This window comes from Rhizobium sp. N324, from assembly GCF_001664485.1.
In the GTDB taxonomy this organism is placed as follows: domain Bacteria; phylum Pseudomonadota; class Alphaproteobacteria; order Rhizobiales; family Rhizobiaceae; genus Rhizobium.
On the sequence record NZ_CP013630.1, the window covers coordinates 1714937 to 1734033 of the forward strand.

General features: G+C 61.1%; 19 protein-coding genes, 3 tRNA genes and 1 riboswitch. Of the genes, 18 read left to right on the plus strand and 4 right to left on the minus strand.

The features are described from left to right. Positions 1-367 precede the first annotated feature (367 nt). The 4 genes from lon to AMK05_RS08225 all read left to right on the plus strand — a co-directional run bounded on the left by lon (position 368) and on the right by AMK05_RS08225 (position 6826). Complete coding sequence (gene lon, locus AMK05_RS08210) at positions 368-2785, plus strand: endopeptidase La (protein ID WP_012557323.1); 2418 nt, start codon at positions 368-370, stop codon at positions 2783-2785. A 206-nt stretch (positions 2786-2991) separates the two neighbouring features. Next, positions 2992-3267 carry a DNA-binding protein HupB gene (gene hupB / locus AMK05_RS08215; protein ID WP_003573937.1) on the plus strand — a complete coding sequence of 92 codons (276 nt, stop codon included), beginning with the start codon at positions 2992-2994 and terminating at the stop codon, positions 3265-3267. A gap of 120 nt (positions 3268-3387) precedes the next feature. Then, positions 3388-3540: riboswitch (FMN riboswitch) on the plus strand. Positions 3541-3624: 84 nt separating this feature from the next. Continuing rightward, complete coding sequence (locus AMK05_RS08220; protein WP_442966256.1) at positions 3625-4545, plus strand: DMT family transporter; 921 nt, start codon at positions 3625-3627, stop codon at positions 4543-4545. A gap of 82 nt (positions 4546-4627) precedes the next feature. After that, complete coding sequence (locus AMK05_RS08225; protein WP_064841312.1) at positions 4628-6826, plus strand: esterase-like activity of phytase family protein; 2199 nt, start codon at positions 4628-4630, stop codon at positions 6824-6826. Between the two features lie 204 nt (positions 6827-7030). On the opposite strand, the gene AMK05_RS08230 is transcribed toward AMK05_RS08225, so the two are convergent. Beyond that, positions 7031-8017, minus strand: a complete 987-nt coding sequence (locus AMK05_RS08230; RefSeq protein ID WP_064838058.1) for an aldo/keto reductase — start codon at positions 8015-8017, stop codon at positions 7031-7033. Positions 8018-8169: 152 nt separating this feature from the next. On the opposite strand from AMK05_RS08230, the gene AMK05_RS08235 reads away from it, so the two are divergent. Further along, positions 8170-8571 carry a (R)-mandelonitrile lyase gene (locus tag AMK05_RS08235; protein ID WP_064838059.1) on the plus strand — a complete coding sequence of 134 codons (402 nt, stop codon included), beginning with the start codon at positions 8170-8172 and terminating at the stop codon, positions 8569-8571. Here AMK05_RS08235 and AMK05_RS08240 read toward each other — a convergent pair whose 3' ends face one another. After that, complete coding sequence (locus AMK05_RS08240) at positions 8572-9177, minus strand: class I SAM-dependent methyltransferase (RefSeq protein ID WP_064838060.1); 606 nt, start codon at positions 9175-9177, stop codon at positions 8572-8574. It abuts the gene before it with no gap. A 163-nt stretch (positions 9178-9340) separates the two neighbouring features. Between AMK05_RS08240 and AMK05_RS08245 the strand changes: the two genes are divergently transcribed. Further along, complete coding sequence (locus AMK05_RS08245; protein WP_064838061.1) at positions 9341-9700, plus strand: hypothetical protein; 360 nt, start codon at positions 9341-9343, stop codon at positions 9698-9700. Positions 9701-9832: 132 nt separating this feature from the next. Next, positions 9833-10381, plus strand: a complete 549-nt coding sequence (locus AMK05_RS08250) for a glutathione peroxidase (protein WP_064841313.1) — start codon at positions 9833-9835, stop codon at positions 10379-10381. A 404-nt stretch (positions 10382-10785) separates the two neighbouring features. Here the strand turns inward: AMK05_RS08250 and AMK05_RS36085 are convergent, their stop codons facing one another. Then, complete coding sequence (locus AMK05_RS36085) at positions 10786-10998, minus strand: hypothetical protein (protein WP_064841314.1); 213 nt, start codon at positions 10996-10998, stop codon at positions 10786-10788. A 275-nt stretch (positions 10999-11273) separates the two neighbouring features. After that, positions 11274-11349 (minus strand) — tRNA-Val (locus AMK05_RS08260). A 403-nt stretch (positions 11350-11752) separates the two neighbouring features. On the opposite strand from AMK05_RS08260, the gene AMK05_RS08270 reads away from it, so the two are divergent. The 11 genes from AMK05_RS08270 to AMK05_RS08320 all read left to right on the plus strand — a co-directional run bounded on the left by AMK05_RS08270 (position 11753) and on the right by AMK05_RS08320 (position 18957). Continuing rightward, a tRNA-Asp gene (locus AMK05_RS08270) sits at positions 11753-11829 on the plus strand. An 82-nt stretch (positions 11830-11911) separates the two neighbouring features. Then, positions 11912-11988, plus strand: a tRNA-Asp gene (locus AMK05_RS08275). A 247-nt stretch (positions 11989-12235) separates the two neighbouring features. Continuing rightward, positions 12236-12601 (plus strand): NADH-quinone oxidoreductase subunit A, encoded by a 366-nt coding sequence (locus tag AMK05_RS08280; RefSeq protein ID WP_007626195.1) that lies wholly within the window; start codon positions 12236-12238, stop codon positions 12599-12601. Next, positions 12592-13176, plus strand: coding sequence for a NuoB/complex I 20 kDa subunit family protein (locus AMK05_RS08285; RefSeq protein WP_003573916.1), 585 nt, complete (start codon positions 12592-12594; stop codon positions 13174-13176). The genes AMK05_RS08280 and AMK05_RS08285 overlap by 10 nt, the downstream gene beginning before the upstream one ends. 18 nt (positions 13177-13194) lie before the next feature. Beyond that, positions 13195-13797 carry an NADH-quinone oxidoreductase subunit C gene (locus tag AMK05_RS08290; protein ID WP_003587282.1) on the plus strand — a complete coding sequence of 201 codons (603 nt, stop codon included), beginning with the start codon at positions 13195-13197 and terminating at the stop codon, positions 13795-13797. 46 nt (positions 13798-13843) lie between these two features. Further along, on the plus strand, positions 13844-14230 hold the full coding sequence (locus tag AMK05_RS08295; RefSeq protein WP_064838063.1) for a four helix bundle protein: 387 nt from the start codon (positions 13844-13846) through the stop codon (positions 14228-14230). A 59-nt stretch (positions 14231-14289) separates the two neighbouring features. After that, entirely contained in the window at positions 14290-15480 is a 1191-nt protein-coding gene (locus AMK05_RS08300; protein WP_064838064.1) for an NADH-quinone oxidoreductase subunit D, read from the plus strand. Further along, positions 15480-15752, plus strand: a complete 273-nt coding sequence (locus tag AMK05_RS08305) for a hypothetical protein (protein ID WP_064838065.1) — start codon at positions 15480-15482, stop codon at positions 15750-15752. The genes AMK05_RS08300 and AMK05_RS08305 overlap by 1 nt, the downstream gene beginning before the upstream one ends. Before the next feature lie 16 nt (positions 15753-15768). After that, the gene (locus AMK05_RS08310; RefSeq protein WP_064838066.1) at positions 15769-16935 is read left to right on the plus strand and encodes an NADH-quinone oxidoreductase subunit E; all 1167 of its coding nucleotides are present in this window, start codon (positions 15769-15771) and stop codon (positions 16933-16935) included. Between the two features lie 10 nt (positions 16936-16945). After that, positions 16946-18250 (plus strand): NADH-quinone oxidoreductase subunit NuoF, encoded by a 1305-nt coding sequence (nuoF, locus tag AMK05_RS08315; protein WP_003547378.1) that lies wholly within the window; start codon positions 16946-16948, stop codon positions 18248-18250. 2 nt (positions 18251-18252) lie between these two features. Then, complete coding sequence (locus tag AMK05_RS08320; protein ID WP_064838067.1) at positions 18253-18957, plus strand: hypothetical protein; 705 nt, start codon at positions 18253-18255, stop codon at positions 18955-18957. Positions 18958-19097 lie beyond the last annotated feature (140 nt).

The following is a 19097-nucleotide window of genomic DNA, read 5'->3' on the forward strand; positions in this document are numbered from 1 at the left end:
TATTTGAAAAACCATCCGAGGCACTGTTAGTATTTTGCCGGTGGGAACCGGAATTGACTTAGCCGACGTTGCGAAGGGGCCGATGTTGCGCAAGTAAAGAGTGCTTGGCAATGATGCCGTGATTCCGTAGCCTATTGCCGGTGCTTGTATTTTAGCCGGTCGGAAGTGGTAAGCGCCGGTCCAGCCACGCGCTTCATAGTGTTGGCGTTCCGTTGTAACAAAGCTGTCACATCCGGGGAACGCGGGCGTTAGCGTGGCTTGAAAAGCGTAGTCAGAACCTCCACTTGTAGACCCAAGTGAGAGTGCCGGCCGGTCCCAAGCGGCCGCGCAGAGAGCCCGGTAACGGGACGATGGAAAGGACTTAAAAATGACGAAGAAAACGTCTGTAGCGAGCAGCACTGCCTACCCTGTTCTGCCTTTGCGCGACATCGTGGTTTTCCCGCATATGATCGTGCCGCTGTTCGTCGGACGGGAAAAGTCGATCCGTGCGCTCGAAGAGGTCATGGGTTCCGACAAGCAGATCATGCTCGTGACGCAGATCAACGCCAGTGACGACGATCCGGATCCCTCCGCGATCCACAAGGTCGGCACCGTGGCGAACGTATTGCAGCTCCTGAAGCTGCCCGACGGCACCGTCAAGGTTCTGGTCGAAGGCCGCGCCCGCGCCGAGATCGACACCTATACCAGCCGCGAGGATTTCTATGAGGCGCTCGGCCACGTGCTTGAGGAGCCGCATGACGATCCGGTCGAACTGGAAGCCTTGTCGCGTTCGGTCGTCTCCGAATTCGAGAGCTATGTGAAGCTCAACAAGAAGATTTCGCCTGAAGTGGTCGGCGCTGCCAGCCAGATCGACGACTATTCCAAGCTCGCCGATACGGTCGCTTCGCATCTGTCGATCAAGATCACCGAGAAGCAGGAGATGCTGGAAACCACCAGCGTCAAGGCTCGCTTGGAAAAGGCCCTCGGTTTCATGGAAGGCGAGATCTCGGTTCTGCAGGTCGAGAAGCGCATCCGTTCGCGTGTCAAGCGCCAGATGGAAAAGACCCAGCGCGAATATTACCTGAACGAACAGATGAAGGCGATCCAGAAGGAACTCGGCGACGGCGAGGAAGGCCGCGACGAGATGAGCGAACTGGAAGAGCGCATCGCCAAGACCAAGCTCTCCAAGGAGGCCCGTGAAAAGGCCGATGCCGAGCTGAAGAAGCTGCGTCAGATGAGCCCGATGTCGGCCGAGGCCACCGTCGTGCGCAATTATCTGGATTGGCTGCTCGGCATTCCCTGGGGCAAGAAGTCGAAGATCAAGGCCGATCTCAACAATGCCGAGAAGATCCTCGAAGCCGATCACTTCGGTCTCGACAAGGTCAAGGAGCGCATTGTCGAATATCTGGCCGTGCAGGCCCGCGCCACCAAGATCAAGGGTCCGATCCTGTGCCTCGTCGGCCCTCCGGGCGTCGGCAAGACCTCGCTCGCCCAGTCGATCGCCAAGGCGACCGGCCGCGAGTATGTCCGCATGGCGCTGGGCGGCGTTCGTGACGAAGCCGAAATCCGTGGTCACCGCCGCACCTATATCGGCTCGATGCCCGGCAAGGTCATCCAGTCGATGAAGAAGGCCAAGAAGTCCAACCCGCTCTTCCTGCTCGACGAGATCGACAAGCTCGGCCAGGACTATCGCGGTGATCCGTCTTCGGCGTTGCTCGAGGTGCTCGATCCGGCGCAGAACTCGACCTTCATGGACCACTACCTGGAAGTCGAATACGATTTGTCGGACGTGATGTTCATCACGACGGCGAATACGCTGAACATCCCGGCGCCACTGATGGACCGCATGGAGATCATCCGTATCGCCGGCTATACCGAAGATGAAAAGCGCGAGATCGCCAAGCGGCATCTGCTGCCGAAGGCCATCAAGGAACATGCGTTGCAGCCGGAAGAGTTCTCGGTCAGCGACGACGCCCTGATGGCGATCAGCCAGCAGTACACCCGTGAAGCCGGTGTGCGCAGTTTCGAACGCGAACTGATGAAGCTCGCTCGTAAGGCGGTGACCGAGATCATCAAGGGCAAGACGAAGTCCGTGCATGTGACGGCTGCCAACATCTCCGACTATCTGGGCGTTCCGCGCTTCCGCCATGGCGAAGCCGAGGGCGAGGATCAGGTCGGCGTTGTCACCGGTCTGGCCTGGACCGAAGTCGGCGGCGAACTGCTGACCATCGAAGGCGTGATGATGCCGGGCAAGGGCCGCATGACGGTTACCGGCAATCTGAAGGAAGTCATGAAGGAATCGATTTCGGCAGCGGCTTCCTATGTCCGCTCGCGCGCTGTCGATTTCGGCATCGAGCCGCCGCGCTTCGACAAGAGCGACATCCACGTGCACGTGCCGGAAGGCGCGACACCGAAGGACGGCCCCTCGGCCGGCGTCGCCATGGCGACCGCGATCGTCTCGATCATGACCGGCATCCCGGTGAACAGGCACGTGGCCATGACCGGTGAAATCACCCTTCGCGGCCGTGTGCTGCCGATCGGCGGTCTCAAGGAAAAGCTGCTCGCAGCGCTTCGCGGCGGCATCAAGAAGGTGCTGATTCCGGAGGAAAACGCCAAGGACCTGGCAGAGATTCCGGATAACGTGAAGAACAGCATGGAGATCATCCCGGTATCCCGCATGGGCGAGGTGATCAAGCATGCGCTGATCCGGCGGCCGGAGCCGATCGAATGGGACGGCACGGTGGAAACGCCGGTCATCACCTCGGTCGAAGGCCTTGATGAGACGGGCGCGACCATAGCGCATTGAGTGGCCTTGGCCACATTTAGGCCCCATTGGCTGAAAAGACGGAAAAAGGCTGGCGAAAACGCCAGCCTTTTTTGTGAAAACGTCATGGAGACGCTTGCTTTTCCTTGATTTGCAGGGCTTTTGGGTTCCCGGCGGGCCTGATGAAACCTATTCTGCGCCTAGCTTACTTTTGAGTCGTTTCGTACCATTTAGAAAGGGGTGGAAACATGAACAAGAATGAACTCGTGTCCGCAGTCGCCGAAAAGGCAGGACTGACGAAGTCTGACGCGGCTTCCGCTGTTGACGCGGTTTTTGACGTTGTCCAGGGTGAACTCAAGAACAAGGGCGACATCCGCCTCGCTGGGTTCGGCAGCTTCACCGTTTCTCATCGTGCCGCATCGAAGGGCCGCAACCCGTCGACGGGCGCTGAAGTCGACATTCCGGCTCGCAACGTGCCGAAGTTCACGCCCGGCAAGGGCCTGAAGGACGCCGTCAACGGCTGATCTGAGATTATCCGCCAGCCGTAAACGAGACCGGCTGCGCAGGATTTGGAAGGGGTTCGGCTTTGCCGGACCCCTTTCGCTTTCGCCGCTTGCCGCATGCGGCCCTTTGTTCTACGACAGAGCTGTTCTCAGGGCGGGGTGAAACTCCCCACCGGCGGTAAGGGCTGCGGCCCGAGCCCGCGAGCGCTTTCCCAAGCCGACGCTTGGGAGGGGTCAGCAGATCCGGTGCGATTCCGGAGCCGACGGTCAAAGTCCGGATGGAAGAGGATGAGCATGGCCGCGTGCGGGGCAGGGGACTGCCAGCGTCAGCGTGCTGTCGCTCGTTGCGTCCTGATTTATGTTGGTCCCTGATTTCGGATGAAAGACATGAATCAGAAATCCCTTGCAGTCTCGCAGTCGCGCGCCCTTGCCGGCGCAGCTTTCATGGTGCTTGGAGGCGTGGTCTTCTCGCTCCTCAACGTCGTCACCCAGTGGCTGACGATGAAGCTCGCCTTTCCCCCGGCCTCCGCGGCCTTCTGGCAATATGCCTTCGCCTTTCTGTTCTCCTTGCCCTTCCTGCGCAAATCAGGCCTTTCGGCAATGCGCACCGAATATCCCTGGCGGCATCTCGTGCGCGTGATCTTTGCCGCGCTCGGCGTCGAGGCCTGGATTTCCGGCCTTGCGTCGGTGCCGATCTGGCAGGCGATCGCCCTCGTCATGACCTCGCCCTTCTTCATCATTCTCGGCGCCCGCCTGTTCCTCGGTGAACGTGTCGGTCCAGCCCGGTGGGCGGCGACCGGTGTCGGCTTTGCCGGCGCGATGATCATCCTGCAGCCATGGTCCGACAGCTTCACCTGGGCAGCCCTGCTGCCGGTGCTCTCGGCGCTGCTCTGGGGCGCCTCCTCGCTGATCACCAAGAGCCTGACCGGCATCGAAAAGCCCGAGACGATCACCGTCTGGCTGCTGGTGCTGCTGACGCCGATCAACGGCGGCCTGGCGCTGGCGGCGGGCTTCGCCGTGCCGACAGGCACCGCACTTGCTCTCTTCCTGCTGGCCGGCCTGCTGACGGTCGTGGCGCAATATCTGCTGACGCTCGCCTATGCCAGTGCCGACGCCGCCTATGTGCAGCCCTTCGACGATCTGAAGCTGCCGCTGAATGTGCTGGCAGGCTGGCTGTTCTTCGGTTATGCGCCGGCTGGTTACCTTTGGCTCGGAGCCGCCCTCATTCTTGCCGCGTCGCTTTTCATCATGCGCAACGAGATGCGCCGGGAAAAGGGCGGCCTGACGCAAAGCGCGTAAAATGGCCGGGGCTGTCATGCCTCTGTCATGGCAGTCCCGCAGAAAACCCATGTTTCGACTATTCGACACATGGGGGATTTTCATGACAATTTTATCGCGCAAGGCAGCGCTTGCTGCCGTGCTTTTCACATCCGTTGCCTTCCCGGCCGCCGCCGAGCCGGTCTTCAACCGCATCGCGTCCTTCCCGGTCGCGCAGAACCTGCCTGATGACAAGGACAAGCTTTCGCCGACCTCTGCCGAAATCATCACCGCGACCGATGACGGCAACACGCTGATCTATAGCGACAGCCCGCTCGGCGCGATCGGCTTCATCGACATCACCGATGCCAAGGCCCCGAAATCAGGCGGCGCGCTGATGATGGACGGCGAGCCGACATCGGTCACCTCGAGCGCCGGCAAGGCCCTGGTCGCCGTCAACACCTCCGAAAGCAAGGCCAAGCCCTCGGGCCGTCTGGCGATCGTCGACGTGGCGACGAAGAAGATCGAAAACAGCTGCGATCTCGGCGGCCAGCCGGATTCGATCGCGCTCAACAAGGACAAAACGCTCGGCGCCATCGCGATCGAAAACGAACGCGACGAAGAGGTCAATGACGGCAAGATCCCGCAGATGCCGGCCGGCGATCTCGTCGTCTTCCAGCTGAAGAACGGCGCCGTCGATTGCGGCACCATCAAGCACGTGGCACTGACCGGTCTCGCCGGTGTCGCCCCTGAGGATCCGGAGCCGGAATTCGTCGCCTTCAACGGCCTGAACGAGATCGCCCTGACGCTGCAGGAAAACAACGAGATCGTCATCATCGACGCCAATACGGCTCAGGTGAAAACGCATTTCTCCGCCGGCAGCGTCGATCTCACCGGCATCGACACCAAGCGGGACGGCGCCCTGAAATTCACCGGCGAATTGAAGGGCGTGCCGCGCGAGCCCGACGCCGTGAAATGGCTGGACGACAACCGCCTCGTCGTCGCCAATGAAGGCGACTATCAGGGCGGTTCGCGCGGTTTCACCATCTTCGACAAGACGGGCAAGCTTCTCTACGAATCGGGCGCATCCTTCGAACGCGCCGTCGTCCATATCGGCCATTATCCGGAAAGCCGTTCGGGATCGAAGGGAGTCGAGCCGGAAGGCCTCGAAGCGGCAAAATTCGGCGATGAGCAGTATTTTTTCCTGCTTGCCGAGCGCGCCTCGGTCGTCGGCGTCTATAAGGATACTGGTGCCGATCCCGAACTCGTGCAACTGCTGCCGTCGGGCATTTCGCCGGAAGGCGGGATCGCCATTCCCCAGCGCAATCTTTTTGCCACCGCCAACGAACTGGACCTCGGCAAGGATGGCGGCGCACGCTCGCATGTGATGATCTACCAGCGCTCGGAAGGCGAGAAAGCCTATCCGCAGATCGTCTCTGCTGACAAAGACGGCAATCCGATCGGTTTTGCAGCCCTTTCGGGCCTTGCCGCCGTGCCGGGCAAGCCAGGCATGCTCTATGCCGTCAGCGACAGCGTTCTCGGCGCGCAGCCGACGATCTACACGATCGATGCCAGCAAGAAGCCGGCCGTCATCACCGACGCTCTGATCGTCAAGCGTGACGGCGCCCCGGCCCAGAAGCTCGACATCGAAGGCATCGCAGTGGCTGCCGACGGCTCGTTCTGGCTGGCCTCGGAAGGCTACAGCGAGCGCCTCGTCCCGCACGCCCTCTACAACGTCAACGCCAAGGGCGACATCAAGGCCGAGATCGCCCTGCCGAAGGAGCTTGCCGCCAACGAAATCCGCTACGGCTTCGAAGGTGTGACCATTATCGGCACCGGCGACGACACCACGCTCTGGATGGCGGTTCAGCGCGAGTGGGGTGACGACGAGAAGGGCTTCGTCAAGCTCGTCTCCTACAATCCGAAGAAGAAGGAATGGGGCGCCGTGCGCTATCCGCTCGACAAGACGGAAAGCGGCTGGGTCGGCCTGTCGGAGATTTCGGCGCAAGGCGACAGCGTCTACATCATCGAGCGCGACAACCTCGTCGGCGATGCCGCGAAGCTGAAAAAGCTCTACAAGGTGGCGATCTCGGAGCTGAAGCCCGCCAAGCTCGGCGGCGAACTGCCGGTGGTCAAGAAGACCGAAGCCCACGACTTCCTCGGCGAACTCAAGAGCGCGACCAACGGTTACGTGCTCGACAAGCTCGAAGGCTTCACCTTCGACGCCTCAGGCAAGCCCTACGCCGTCACCGACAATGACGGCGTCAGCGACTCCTCAGGCGAGACGCTGTTCTTCACGGTGGAGCTGAGCGCCACGAACTGAGACGCGATAGAGGGGGAAAAGCCCCTCACCCTAACCCTCTCCCCGTGAAAACGGGGAGAGGGGACGTGCCTTGCGAGAGGTAGGAGGGGAACCGAGAGGTCGCGGCATATCCCCTTCGCCCCGTTTACGGGGAGAAGGTGCCGGCAGGCGGATGAGGGGCGGCTCTCCGTCGTGCCACAACCCTCAAAAACAAGCAGCCGCACCCTACCAACGCTGATGCACATGCGGCGCGATCAGCCGCTCGTAGATCTCGCGCGTTGCCGCCATGACATCGGCCGCAAGCGGCGCCAGATCGGCGGCGGCCGCGTTGGCTCTGGCCTGCTCGCCATTGCGGGCACCGGGGATGACGACGGTGACGGCGTCGGTCATCAGGATCCAGCGCAGCGCGAAGGCCGCCATGGTGGCGCCTGCGGGCACGAGCCTGCGCACCTCTTCCACCGCCTGCAGGCCGACCTCGAAGGGCACGCCGGCAAAGGTCTCGCCGACATCGAAGGCTTCGCCGTGGCGGTTGAAGTTGCGGTGGTCGTCGCTGGCAAAGTGGGTCTCCCCGGTAATCTTGCCGGAGAGAATGCCGCTGGCCAGCGGCACGCGGGCGATGATCGCCACGTTCCTGCGGCGCGCTTCCTGGAAGAACAGGTGGTCCGGGCGCTGGCGGAAGATGTTGTAGATGATCTGGATGCTGACGACGCCTGGATATTCGATCGCCTTCAGCCCGTCCTCGACCTTTTCGACGCTGACGCCGTAACCCTTGATCTTGCCGGCCTTCTGCAGCGCATCCAGACTTTCGAAGACCTCCGGCTGATAAAACACCTCGCGCGGCGGGCAGTGAAGCTGCACGAGGTCGAGGCTGTCGACGGCAAGATTCGCAAGGCTGCGGTCGATGAAGCCTTCGAGGTTCGCCTTGGTATAACCTTCGGCAACATGCGGGTTGAGCCGGCGGCCCGCCTTGGTGGCGACCATCGGCCGTTCGCCGCCGCGCGCCTTCAGCACGTCGGCGATGATCTTTTCCGAGCGGCCGTCGCCATAAACGTCAGCCGTATCGATGAAGGTCATGCCGGCATCGAGCGCGGCATTCAGCGCCGCGCGGCCGTCCGCCTCGCTGATATCGCCCCAGGAGCCGCCGATCTGCCAGGCGCCGAAGCCGACACTGGTGACGGTAAAGGGCATGCGGCCGAAAGCATGGTGTTTCATGAGAAAAATCCTTCGTAAGTAATGAAAGACACTGGCCTAGCAGGCGGGGAACTGTGCGACAATTGCCGATCCGGCCTTGATCGGTCATCCCGTTGAAATATCGTGGAGCGCGGTAAGGCTTCAACCGCAATGGAATAGAAAAGGAAAAGATCATGGAGATCAAACCCGCCGGCTCTCGCCCCTCGATGACGCCGCCGGCCGACTATTTCACCGGCGCCGTTCGCCAGGCCCCCCTGATGGAGACGCCCGAACCGGCCCGGATGCGGGCAACCTCCGTCACCTTCGAACCCGGCGCCCGCACCGCCTGGCACACGCATCCGCTCGGCCAGACGCTGATCGTCACCTCTGGCAGGGGTCTCGTCCAGAGCTGGGGCGGTGAGATCAGCGAGATCCGCGCCGGCGACACGGTGTGGTTTTCGCCGGGCGAAAAACATTGGCACGGCGCCGCCCCGGATACGGCGATGACGCACATCGCCATCCACGAAGCACTGGACGGCAGGCATGTCGATTGGATGGAGCAGGTCAGCGACGCGCAATATTCCGGCAAAAGCTGATCAGAGCCGCTTCAGGCAATAGGAAAAATGCGCGTGTGATTCGACCGTCAGGAACTCGAATTGCCAGCCGTAATCCCTGCAGAATTTGGTGACCGCCTCGACGACGCCATAGACGATCGGCTTGACCGTGTTGCCGGTGCAGAAATCATGCCCGGCAATGCGCCCCGTCCGCTTCACCTTCTTTTCGCAGAGCAGCAGTTCCTGCCAGGTGAGCTCGAAGGAATGATCGGTATCGATATAGGCCCAGTCGAGGAAATCGTCCGCGAATTCGGCGAGCTTCTCCAGCGACGTGCCTTGCATCAGATGCAGCCGGCCTGCCTCGATCTCGGCCGCGAACGTCGTGTGGATCGAATCGAGGCCGGAGCTGTAGCGATCCATCGACCAGGGGTCGATGAGGTAGAGCTGCGCCGGGCGATTCTTTTCCAGGATCTCCGCCGTATATTCGCCGAAGGCCGCACCGACCTCGACGCCGATGCCGCCGTTCGGGATGCGGTAGAGCAACTCGCCGCGATCGGGCAGCAGGCGGGCGTTTTCCATATGATGGGCGCTGAGGGAGGTGCGCGGCATGCTTGCCCGGAGCGCCTGCCTGTCTTCACGTGTCTTCATCTCTGATCTCGGGATTGCGGGCGTCTGACGGCCCTGATGCGGTCTGCGGGGAACGTAGGAGCAGCGGCCCTCGATGACAACCACATGACGGGAATTTGCTTCTTTCGAACAAATCGCTAAGTTTCACCTGTGGACTGACGAGAGCCTCGGGAGGAGCGATTTCATGAGACGCATGTGGCCTGAAGAGTTCAACGCCATCATCAACGGAGCCGAGGAGGTGATGTTGGAAGCGCCCGCCGAGGCCGGCGAAGCGCCGCTGCACCGCAAGGCACTGAAGGCGCGCATCAGCATGGCGGATTACGAGCGGATCTGGCCGCTGGCGGAGATGCGATTCCGGCTGGGTGAGGAAGCCCTGGAAGGCAAGGCCATCACTCTGATCACCACCAACCCCCATTACCACGCCTGGCACCCGAAGGACGGCGGCAGCATCGAATCCGTGTCCGACAGCGGCCGCCATTACAAGACCGATTATCTCGTCGTGCACTTCCTGCTCGACGACGTGAAGGAAACATCCCCCGCCTGAGTGCCTGAGTCCGGCGCCGGCCGCAAGCCTGCGCCGGCTCTTGTTGACGCCGAGTTGATCCAGACGCTGATGACAACGGTGGCGATATCGCTAAGTTTGGCGGATATGTTCCGACCAAAATTGGAGGCTCCCGTGACGGGCAACGTGCTGGATATCCCTGTCAAGTCAGTGGACGGTCGTGAGACCACGCTCAACGAATACAAGGGCAGGGTGCTGTTGATCGTCAACGTCGCCTCGAAATGCGGACTCACGCCGCAATACGAAGGGCTGGAAAAGCTCTATGGGGAAAAGCGCGAGCGCGGCTTCGTCGTCGCCGCTTTCCCCGCCAATGATTTCAAGGGCCAGGAACCAGGCACCGACGCCGAGATCCTCGACTTCTGCACCAGCACCTACGACGTCACCTTCCCGATTTTCTCGAAGATTTCGGTCAAGGGCGAGACCCAGCACCCGCTCTACCGGCAACTGACCAAATCCGGCGTGAAGACCACAGGCGAGGGCCCGATGCGCGAACGCCTGAAATCCCATGGCATATCGGGTGGCGACGAGGACGATATCCTCTGGAACTTCGAAAAATTCCTGATCGGCCGCGACGGCAAAATCGCCGCCCGATTCGCGCCCGACGTGACGGCCGATGATTCGCGGCTGGTCTCGGCGGTGGATAAAGAACTGGCGAAGGGGTGAATGGTCGGCGATGAGCCCGGCTGTTACGATTCTAAAGCATGTCGCGCAAAAGTGTGCAGCGGTTTTGCGGCAACGACATGCGTAAAACAAAGAGCTAAAGCGCGAGGAGCGAATCTGAAAGATCGCGACGCGCTTTAGAACGCCACTTCGGAATCCCGAAATTCCCCGCTTCGGGATTCCGAAATCCGCAGCGTTTTGCGAGCGGTCGACAGAAAAAATCACGCAATGATTTCAATGCCGCAACCAATTTCGGGATTCCGAAGGGCTATATAGAGTCTGGTGGGGAGTTCAGGGCGAAGGCCCTTGGCCACGATCAGAAACTCCGTCGCAGTCAAGCGATGGATCCCGTCGGGCTGGCAAGCCGGACTGGATCACGATGATTCGCAAAGACGCTGAGACGGTCGTCAGATCCCAAGCACGGTCACCAGCGGGGGCGTAAAGTCCTTGAAGCCCACTCTCGGCCAGTCGCACCGCCTGTCAAACTTCGTCTTTGGTTCGTGGCGCTGGCACTGCGGATTCGTCTTGAATGCGTATCCGGGCAGGCTGACATAGATGGCGTTTGGCGTGCAAAGGGCGATTGCGATGCACAGCGTCAAAGCGGAGCAGAGAGTCCTCATGGAACACCTCCAGGTGTCGTAAGCCGTCAGAGCGGAGACTTTCCGGGCCGCGAATATTCCCATTTTTGCCGGCCCCCATCCATTCGCCCAATAGGAGGTGGCCGCGGCGGTCGGGAGTAGTCCGTTTGATGGAATCAGATGTCAGGCAGCGCGCCGCATCTGGCGGGCGTTCCACTGGGATCAATGGGTCGTTTGGGATCGTACATAGTGGCAAGCAGCGTCGGCGGGCCTGTGGGCCGTTTATGCCGCCAAGATATCTGACATTCTAGGGAAAATGGTGGGCGATGAGAGACTCGAACTCCCGACATCCTCGGTGTAAACGAGGCGCTCTACCAACTGAGCTAATCGCCCATCGCGAGCGAAGCCGGATCGGCCTGCCGCGTTGGTGGCCGTGATCTATGCGGATCGCGGCAAAACCGCAAGAGTGTTTGTGAAGATTTTTTGATTTTTTTGGCGGCGGTCTCGCTCCTGCCGATGCCGGTCGGGCGCAGCCAGGCTGTGGATAAAGGGGAGGGGGCATGTCGGCTTCGACTGCGCCGGCGGCTTCGAACGGGTGTCGGTGTCGATGCGGACAACGGAATTGCCGATTTTCATTCTCCCCGCATGGGCCTTGCCGAAACAATTCAACGACTGTCATGGTTTTGTCTCCAAACCTGCTTGACACTAAATGGCGAACCCCGTAGTTAGCCGCTCATCGAAACGGGCAGCCGTTTTGGTGAGGGTGCGAAGGCATCCGGACTGCTTGAAATGAATTGCGGGTGTAGCTCAGTTGGTTAGAGTGCCGGCCTGTCACGCCGGAGGTCGCGGGTTCGAGCCCCGTCACTCGCGCCATTTCAAGTCTTTAGAACGCAAATGTGATTTGTCGTTCGTCCGGTTTTCTTCATCCCTGCGGCCGCAAATGGCCAATCAATGCGCGGGTGTAGCTCAGTCGGTTAGAGTGCCGGCCTGTCACGCCGGAGGTCGCGGGTTCGAGCCCCGTCACTCGCGCCATTTCTTCTCAAAGCCATGCAGTTTCCGTTGGTCAGACATGCAGCTTCAGGCAGCTTGCGCGGATTTGTCGCGACATCGTTGCATCTGCTTGATAATGTCCGCGCGCGACGCGTCGAATTGCCTCTGTAAATCTCTTGCGCCGGGGCTTCGGCTGCGCTAACCACGGCTTTGTTGCAACGCACGTTCGCTTGCCGGGCATTTGCCCAAATGCGCCGCCTGGCGCCTCCGGCAAGCAGGGATGAACATGATGACTGAACTGCTCAGTTCCTATATTCCGATCGCTATCTTCATCGCTATCGCGCTCGTTATCGGCCTGGCGCTGCTCATTGCGCCGTTCGCCGTCGCTTTCAAAGCGCCCGATTCGGAAAAGCTCTCGGCTTACGAATGCGGCTTCAACGCTTTCGATGACGCCCGCATGAAGTTCGACATCCGCTTCTACCTCGTGTCGATCCTCTTCATCATCTTCGACCTCGAAGTCGCCTTCCTCTTCCCTTGGGCCGTCTCCTTCGGCGCCATCGGCTGGTTCGGCTTCTGGTCCATGATGGTCTTCCTCTTCGTGCTGACCATCGGCTTTATCTATGAATGGAAAAAGGGAGCCCTGGAATGGGAGTGACCCCTGTGAGCAATCAGCCGCTCGTCGCCCAGCAGCCGAAGGGGATCATCGATCCCTCCACAGGCAAGCCGATCGGCAGCAACGATGCATTTTTCGGTGAGATCAACAATGAGCTTGCCGACAAGGGTTTCCTCGTCACCTCGACCGACGAGCTGATCAACTGGGCCCGTACCGGCTCGCTGATGTGGATGACCTTCGGTCTCGCCTGCTGCGCTGTCGAAATGATGCAGCTGTCAATGCCGCGTTATGACGTCGAGCGCTTCGGCTTTGCGCCTCGCGCCTCGCCGCGCCAGTCCGACGTGATGATCGTCGCCGGCACGCTGACCAACAAGATGGCGCCCGCGCTCCGCAAGGTCTACGACCAGATGCCTGAGCCGCGCTACGTCATCTCGATGGGCTCCTGCGCCAATGGCGGCGGTTACTACCACTATTCCTATTCTGTGGTGCGTGGCTGCGACCGCATCGTGCCGATCGATATCTACGTGCCGGGCTGTCCCCCCACGGCAGAGGCGCTGCTCTACGGCGTGCTTCTGCTGCAGAAGAAGATCCGGCGCACCGGCACGATCGAACGCTAAGGGTTAAGGACAAGGCATATGAGTGAAGCCCTGACTGAGCTTGCGTCTTACCTTGGCGAAGCGCGCGGCAATCTGATCGCCGCATCGCAGATGAAGTATGGCGAGTTGACGCTGACGACGACGGGTGAAAACCTGATCGCGCTTTTGACCTTCCTGCGTGACGACGCCAAATGCGGTTTCGTCAACCTGATCGATATTTGCGGCGTCGACTGGCCGCAGCGCGAGCTGCGTTTCGACGTCGTCTATCACCTGTTGTCGCCGAAGCAGAATGTGCGCATCCGCGTCAAGGTCGCAACCGACGAAGATACGCCGGTTCCCTCGGCCTGCGCCGTCCATCCCGGCGCCGACTGGTTCGAGCGCGAAACCTGGGACATGTACGGCGTGCTTTTCACCGGTCATCCGGACCTGCGCCGCATCCTGACCGACTACGGCTTCGAAGGCCACCCGCTGCGCAAGGACTTCCCGACGACAGGTTTCGTCGAAGTCCGCTACGACGACGCCGCAAAACGCGTCGTCTACGAGCCGGTCGAACTCAAACAGGAGTTCCGCAACTTCGACTTCATGTCGCCCTGGGAGGGGACGGAGTATGTGTTGCCGGGGGATGAGAAGGCGAAGCAGTAGCTTTAGGCATTAGGCAGAAGCCAGCAGGCAGCAGTAATAACGGAGAATGGCAACGGCGATTAATTCCTATCAGGACCTTACGGTGTGGCAGCGCTCTATGGATCTTGCGGTTGAATGTTACGGCCTGACCAAGGAATTTCCAAAAGAGGAAATTTATGGCCTTACGTCCCAGGTAAGACGTTCAGCAGCGTCCATCGCGGCAAACATAGCGGAAGGTTACGGACGAGAATCAACAGGTGCGTATGTGCACCATTTGAAAATCGCCCAAGGATCCCTGAAGGAATTGGAGACGCATTTGATACTCTCGGGGCGAGTAGGAATGGCTACGGTGTCGCAGACCCAGTTGGCGCTTTCCTTGATCACCGAAGTAGCAAAGATGCTGCGGTCGCTCATTCGCCGCCTGCAGGATGGACAGAACGAACGTGCGAACTAAAAACGATACTATTGCCTATTGCCCACTGGCTAATGCCTGCAATAGCGGAGCGCTTGCAAATGACCGAACATAACGTCCGCAACTTCAACATCAATTTCGGACCGCAGCATCCGGCGGCGCATGGCGTTCTTCGTCTTGTCCTGGAGCTTGACGGCGAAATTGTGGAGCGGGTTGATCCGCATATCGGCCTCTTACACCGCGGCACCGAGAAGCTGATCGAGACCAAGACCTATCTTCAGGCCGTGCCCTATTTCGATCGGCTCGATTACGTCGCGCCGATGAACCAGGAGCATGCCTATGCACTGGCGGTGGAAAAGCTGCTCGGCATCGGCATCCCGATTCGCGGTCAGCTGATCCGCGTTCTCTATTCGGAAATCGGCCGTATCCTCTCGCATCTCCTGAACGTCACGACGCAGGCGATGGACGTCGGCGCGCTGACGCCGCCGCTCTGGGGCTTCGAAGAGCGTGAAAAGCTGATGGTATTCTATGAGCGCGCCAGTGGTTCGCGCATGCACGCCGCTTACGTGCGTCCCGGCGGCGTCCATCAGGACCTGCCGGAACAGCTCGTCCAGGATATCGGCGACTGGTGCGATCCCTTCCTGAAGGCGCTCGACGACATCGACAATCTGTTGACCGGCAACCGCATCTTCAAGCAGCGCAACGTCGATATCGGCGTCGTCTCGCTGAAGGATTGCTGGGCCTGGGGCTTCTCCGGCGTCATGGTGCGCGGTTCGGGCGCTGCCTGGGATCTGCGCCGCTCCCAGCCTTACGAATGTTATTCCGATCTCGAATTCGACATTCCGATTGGCAAGAACGGCGACAATTACGACCGCTACCTGATCCGCATGATCGAGATGCGCGAATCGGTCCGCATCATGAAGCAATGCGTCAACCGGCTGCTGTCGGATGCCAAGACCGGTCCCTTCTCGTCGATCGACGGCAAGGTCGTGCCGCCGAAGCGCGGCGAGATGAAGCGCTCGATGGAAGCGCTGATCCACCACTTCAAGCTCTATACCGAAGGCTACCACGTTCCGGCCGGCGAGGTTTACGCCGCCGTCGAAGCACCGAAGGGCGAGTTCGGCGTCTATCTGGTCTCCGACGGCTCCAACAAGCCGTATCGCTGCAAGATCCGCGCGCCCGGTTATGCGCATCTGCAGGCGATGGATTTCATGTGCCGCGGCCACCAGCTTGCCGACGTCGCAGCCGTGCTCGGCTCGCTCGACATCGTCTTCGGCGAGGTGGACCGCTGATGCAGCCTCTGCCGCTTGCCGTCGCACTCCTTCTTGCGGCATCCGGGGTTTCGGCCCAGGAGACCGACACGCTCGGCACGCCGCTGGGTCATAAGGAAGTGACGCCGCCGGCGGCGAAAACGTCCATGGGCGAGCTTTTGTCCAAGGGCTATCAGATCAAGGCCGCCATTCCGAATGGCAGCAAATTCGTCGTATTTATGCAGAAAGACCAGTCGGCCTATGCCTGCGAAATGCAGTCTTTGACCGCTTCGCGGTGTGGAACCCTAAACTGACAAGGCGTGAGGAAGAATGTCCGTTCGTCGATTAGCCGAAGATCAATTTCAGCCTGCCGCATTCGCTTTCAGCGACGAAAATGCGGTCTGGGCGGACAAGACGATCCAGAAATACCCTGCCGGCCGCCAGCAATCGGCGGTCATTCCGCTGTTGATGCGGGCGCAGGAGCAGGATGGCTGGGTCACGCGCGCGGCGATCGAAAAGATCGCCGACATGCTCGACATGGCCTATATACGGGTGCTCGAGGTCGCGACCTTCTATACCCAGTTCCAGCTGCATCCCGTCGGCACCCGCGCCCATGTGCAGGTTTGCGGCACCACGCCCTGCATGCTGCGCGGCTCGGAAGCGCTGATGTCGGTCTGCAAGAGCAAGATCCATGCCCATGCTTTCGAGCGCAATGCGGAGGGAACGCTGTCCTGGGAAGAGGTCGAATGTCTTGGCGCCTGCGTCAACGCCCCGATGGTGATGATCGGCAAGGACACCTATGAGGACCTGACGCCGGCCCGTCTCGAAGAGATCATCGATACCTTCGCCGCCGGCAATGGCGCGAGCATCAAGCCCGGTACCCAGATCGACCGGATTTTCTCAGCACCAGAAGGCGGCCCGACCTCGCTGACGACGGAAGAGCCGAAGGCAAGGACGCGCGCCAAAAAGGCCGATGCCGAAACCATTTCGGCTCCGGTCGACGCCGCTCCGGTTCCGCCCTCCGAGGCTGCCCGCCCGAAGAGCACCGATGCCGAGACCAACGCGGCGCTGAAGACGCCGGCAACGGCGCCGAAGGCGGCTGCCAGGAACGCCAAGGCTGCCGAGCAGCAGCCGGTGTCCGGCACTGCGCCCGCCGAACCGGCGCCGGCAACCGCCGCCAAGGCCGAAGCTGCCCCGGCGGCAAAGCCTGCGCTCAGCGACAAGAACCGTCCGGCCGGCATCGAAAAGCCCGCCGCGCCGGATGATCTGAAGATGATCTCGGGCGTCGGCCCGAAGATCGAGGCGACGTTGAACGAAATCGGCATCTTCACCTTCTCGCAGGTCGCGGGCTGGAAGAAGGCCGAACGCGAATGGGTCGACGGCTACCTGAATTTCCGCGGCCGCATCGAGCGCGACGACTGGGTCAAGCAGGCCAAGGCGCTCGCCAAGGGCGGCGAAGCGGAATATATCAAGGTCTTCGGCAAGAAGCCGCGGTAAGAGGTGAAGCATGTTACAAGATAAAGACCGCATCTTTACCAACATCTACGGCCTCAAGGACAAGTCCCTGAAGGGCGCGATGAGCCGCGGCCATTGGGACGGCACCAAGCAGATCCTCGAAAAGGGCCGCGACTGGATCATCAACGAAATGAAGGCGTCAGGCCTTCGCGGCCGCGGCGGCGCCGGTTTCCCCACCGGCCTCAAATGGTCCTTCATGCCGAAGGAAAGCGACGGCCGCCCGCATTATCTCGTCGTCAACGCCGACGAATCGGAGCCCGGCACCTGCAAGGACCGCGACATCATGCGCCACGATCCGCATACGCTGATCGAAGGCTGCGTTATCGCGAGCTTCGCCATGGGCGCTAATGCCGCCTATATCTATGTTCGCGGCGAATATATCCGCGAGCGCGAAGCGCTGCAGGCGGCGATCGACGAATGTTATGATTACGGCCTGCTCGGCAAGAACAACAAGCTCGGCTGGGATATGGACATTTTCGTCCATCACGGCGCCGGCGCCTATATCTGCGGCGAAGAGACCGCGCTGCTCGAAAGCCTCGAAGGCAAGAAGGGCCAGCCGCGCCTAAAGCCGCCGTTCCCGGCCAATATGGGTCTCTACGGCTGCCCGACGACGGTTAATAACGTCGAATCGATCGCGGTCGCGCCGACGATCCTGCGCCGCGGCGCCGGCTGGTTCTCGGCCATCGGCCGTCCGAACAATGTCGGCACCAAGCTGTTCATGCTCTCCGGCCACGTCAACAAGCCGTGCACCGTCGAAGAGGAAATGGGCATCACCTTCCGCGAACTGGTCGACCGCCATGCCGGCGGCATCCGCGGCGGCTGGGACAACCTGCTCGCCGTCATTCCGGGCGGCGCATCCTGCCCGATCGTTCCGGCCAAGGACATCATCGACTGCCCGATGGATTTCGACGGCCTGCGCGGCGTCGGTTCCTCCTTCGGCACCGCGGCTGCGATCGTCATGGACAAGTCCACCGACGTCATCAAGGCGATCGCCCGCATCTCCGCCTTCTTCAAGCATGAGAGCTGCGGCCAGTGCACGCCCTGCCGCGAAGGCACGGGCTGGATGTGGCGAGTGATGGAGCGCATGGCCAAGGGCAATGCCCAGAAGCGCGAAATCGACATGCTGTTCCAGGTGACCAAGCAGATCGAAGGCCACACCATCTGCGCGCTCGGCGACGCCGCCGCATGGCCGGTGCAGGGTCTGATCCGTAACTTCCGTCCCGAGATCGAAAAGCGCATCGACCAGTACACGGCAAGCGCGCTCGATCACGGCGCGGTTCTGGAGGCGGCTGAATAGTCATGGCGGACAAGGCATCGAAGAGTGGACAGAAGGAAGACGTCGCCGATTTCGCGGCCGGCTTCGGCCGTCTTGCCGCCGAGATGCTGGAAAATGCACGGGCGATGCCGGTGCATCCGCTGATGGCGCATCCGGCCGCCGCCTTCGCCGCCGCAACGGCGATCGGCTTCGGTTTTTCGACGCAGATGGCGGGCGCCTTCTTCGGCGCCTTCCAGAGCGCGCTGGAAACCACCGGCAAGGTCGCTGCCGCCCTCGATGACACGCCGCCGGATGCACTCGCGTCCGACGTCGAGATCCGGCCGGAGAATATTCGCCCTGCCGTCAAGGTTGTCGCCAGGCCGGCGACCGCGAACCGGCCGGCGGCGGAGACCAAGCCTGACGTCGAGACGAAGGCAAGGCCGAAACTGACCGTTGTAACACCGGTCAGCGCACCAGTACCGGCAAGCCAGCCGAAGCCCGCCGTCAAAGCAAAACCGGCAGCGCGGGCTGCGAAGGCCGACGATCTGAAGCTGATCGCCGGCATCGGCCCGAAGCTGGAGCAGGTGCTGAACGCCAAGGGTATTCGCAGCTTCGCCGAGATTGCCGGCTGGAGCGCCGAGGACATTGCCCGGCTTGACGCCGAGCTTGGCTTCAACGGCCGCATCGGCCGTGACGACTGGACCGGTCAGGCGAAAGTTCTGGCCCGGCGGGCGCGCCGAAAGAAATGAACTGTCCGGCCGTGCAATCGGCCGGAAAAATGGGCGGATCGGCGGACGGGCGGGGGCCTCACGCTGCAGAAGCCGGTGCGGGTTCCGGACCTGGAACACGCGATAGAGAATTTGGCGGCATCAGATGTCGGCAGGACGAA

Coding starts and splice junctions, on each gene's coding strand:
- AMK05_RS08295 (WP_064838063.1), top strand. CDS start 13,844: ATGGCAACGGCGATTAATTCCTATCAGGACCTTACGGTGTGGCAGCGC.
- AMK05_RS08245 (WP_064838061.1), top strand. CDS start 9,341: ATGAGACGCATGTGGCCTGAAGAGTTCAACGCCATCATCAACGGAGCC.
- AMK05_RS08235 (WP_064838059.1), top strand. CDS start 8,170: ATGGAGATCAAACCCGCCGGCTCTCGCCCCTCGATGACGCCGCCGGCC.
- AMK05_RS08225 (WP_064841312.1), top strand. CDS start 4,628: ATGACAATTTTATCGCGCAAGGCAGCGCTTGCTGCCGTGCTTTTCACA.
- AMK05_RS08320 (WP_064838067.1), top strand. CDS start 18,253: ATGGCGGACAAGGCATCGAAGAGTGGACAGAAGGAAGACGTCGCCGAT.
- AMK05_RS08310 (WP_064838066.1), top strand. CDS start 15,769: ATGTCCGTTCGTCGATTAGCCGAAGATCAATTTCAGCCTGCCGCATTC.
- AMK05_RS36085 (WP_064841314.1), bottom strand. CDS start 10,998: ATGAGGACTCTCTGCTCCGCTTTGACGCTGTGCATCGCAATCGCCCTT.
- AMK05_RS08240 (WP_064838060.1), bottom strand. CDS start 9,177: ATGAAGACACGTGAAGACAGGCAGGCGCTCCGGGCAAGCATGCCGCGC.
- AMK05_RS08290 (WP_003587282.1), top strand. CDS start 13,195: ATGAGTGAAGCCCTGACTGAGCTTGCGTCTTACCTTGGCGAAGCGCGC.
- AMK05_RS08220 (WP_442966256.1), top strand. CDS start 3,625: ATGAAAGACATGAATCAGAAATCCCTTGCAGTCTCGCAGTCGCGCGCC.
- hupB (WP_003573937.1), top strand. CDS start 2,992: ATGAACAAGAATGAACTCGTGTCCGCAGTCGCCGAAAAGGCAGGACTG.
- AMK05_RS08300 (WP_064838064.1), top strand. CDS start 14,290: ATGACCGAACATAACGTCCGCAACTTCAACATCAATTTCGGACCGCAG.
- AMK05_RS08285 (WP_003573916.1), top strand. CDS start 12,592: ATGGGAGTGACCCCTGTGAGCAATCAGCCGCTCGTCGCCCAGCAGCCG.
- AMK05_RS08230 (WP_064838058.1), bottom strand. CDS start 8,017: ATGAAACACCATGCTTTCGGCCGCATGCCCTTTACCGTCACCAGTGTC.
- AMK05_RS08280 (WP_007626195.1), top strand. CDS start 12,236: ATGACTGAACTGCTCAGTTCCTATATTCCGATCGCTATCTTCATCGCT.
- AMK05_RS08305 (WP_064838065.1), top strand. CDS start 15,480: ATGCAGCCTCTGCCGCTTGCCGTCGCACTCCTTCTTGCGGCATCCGGG.
- nuoF (WP_003547378.1), top strand. CDS start 16,946: ATGTTACAAGATAAAGACCGCATCTTTACCAACATCTACGGCCTCAAG.
- lon (WP_012557323.1), top strand. CDS start 368: ATGACGAAGAAAACGTCTGTAGCGAGCAGCACTGCCTACCCTGTTCTG.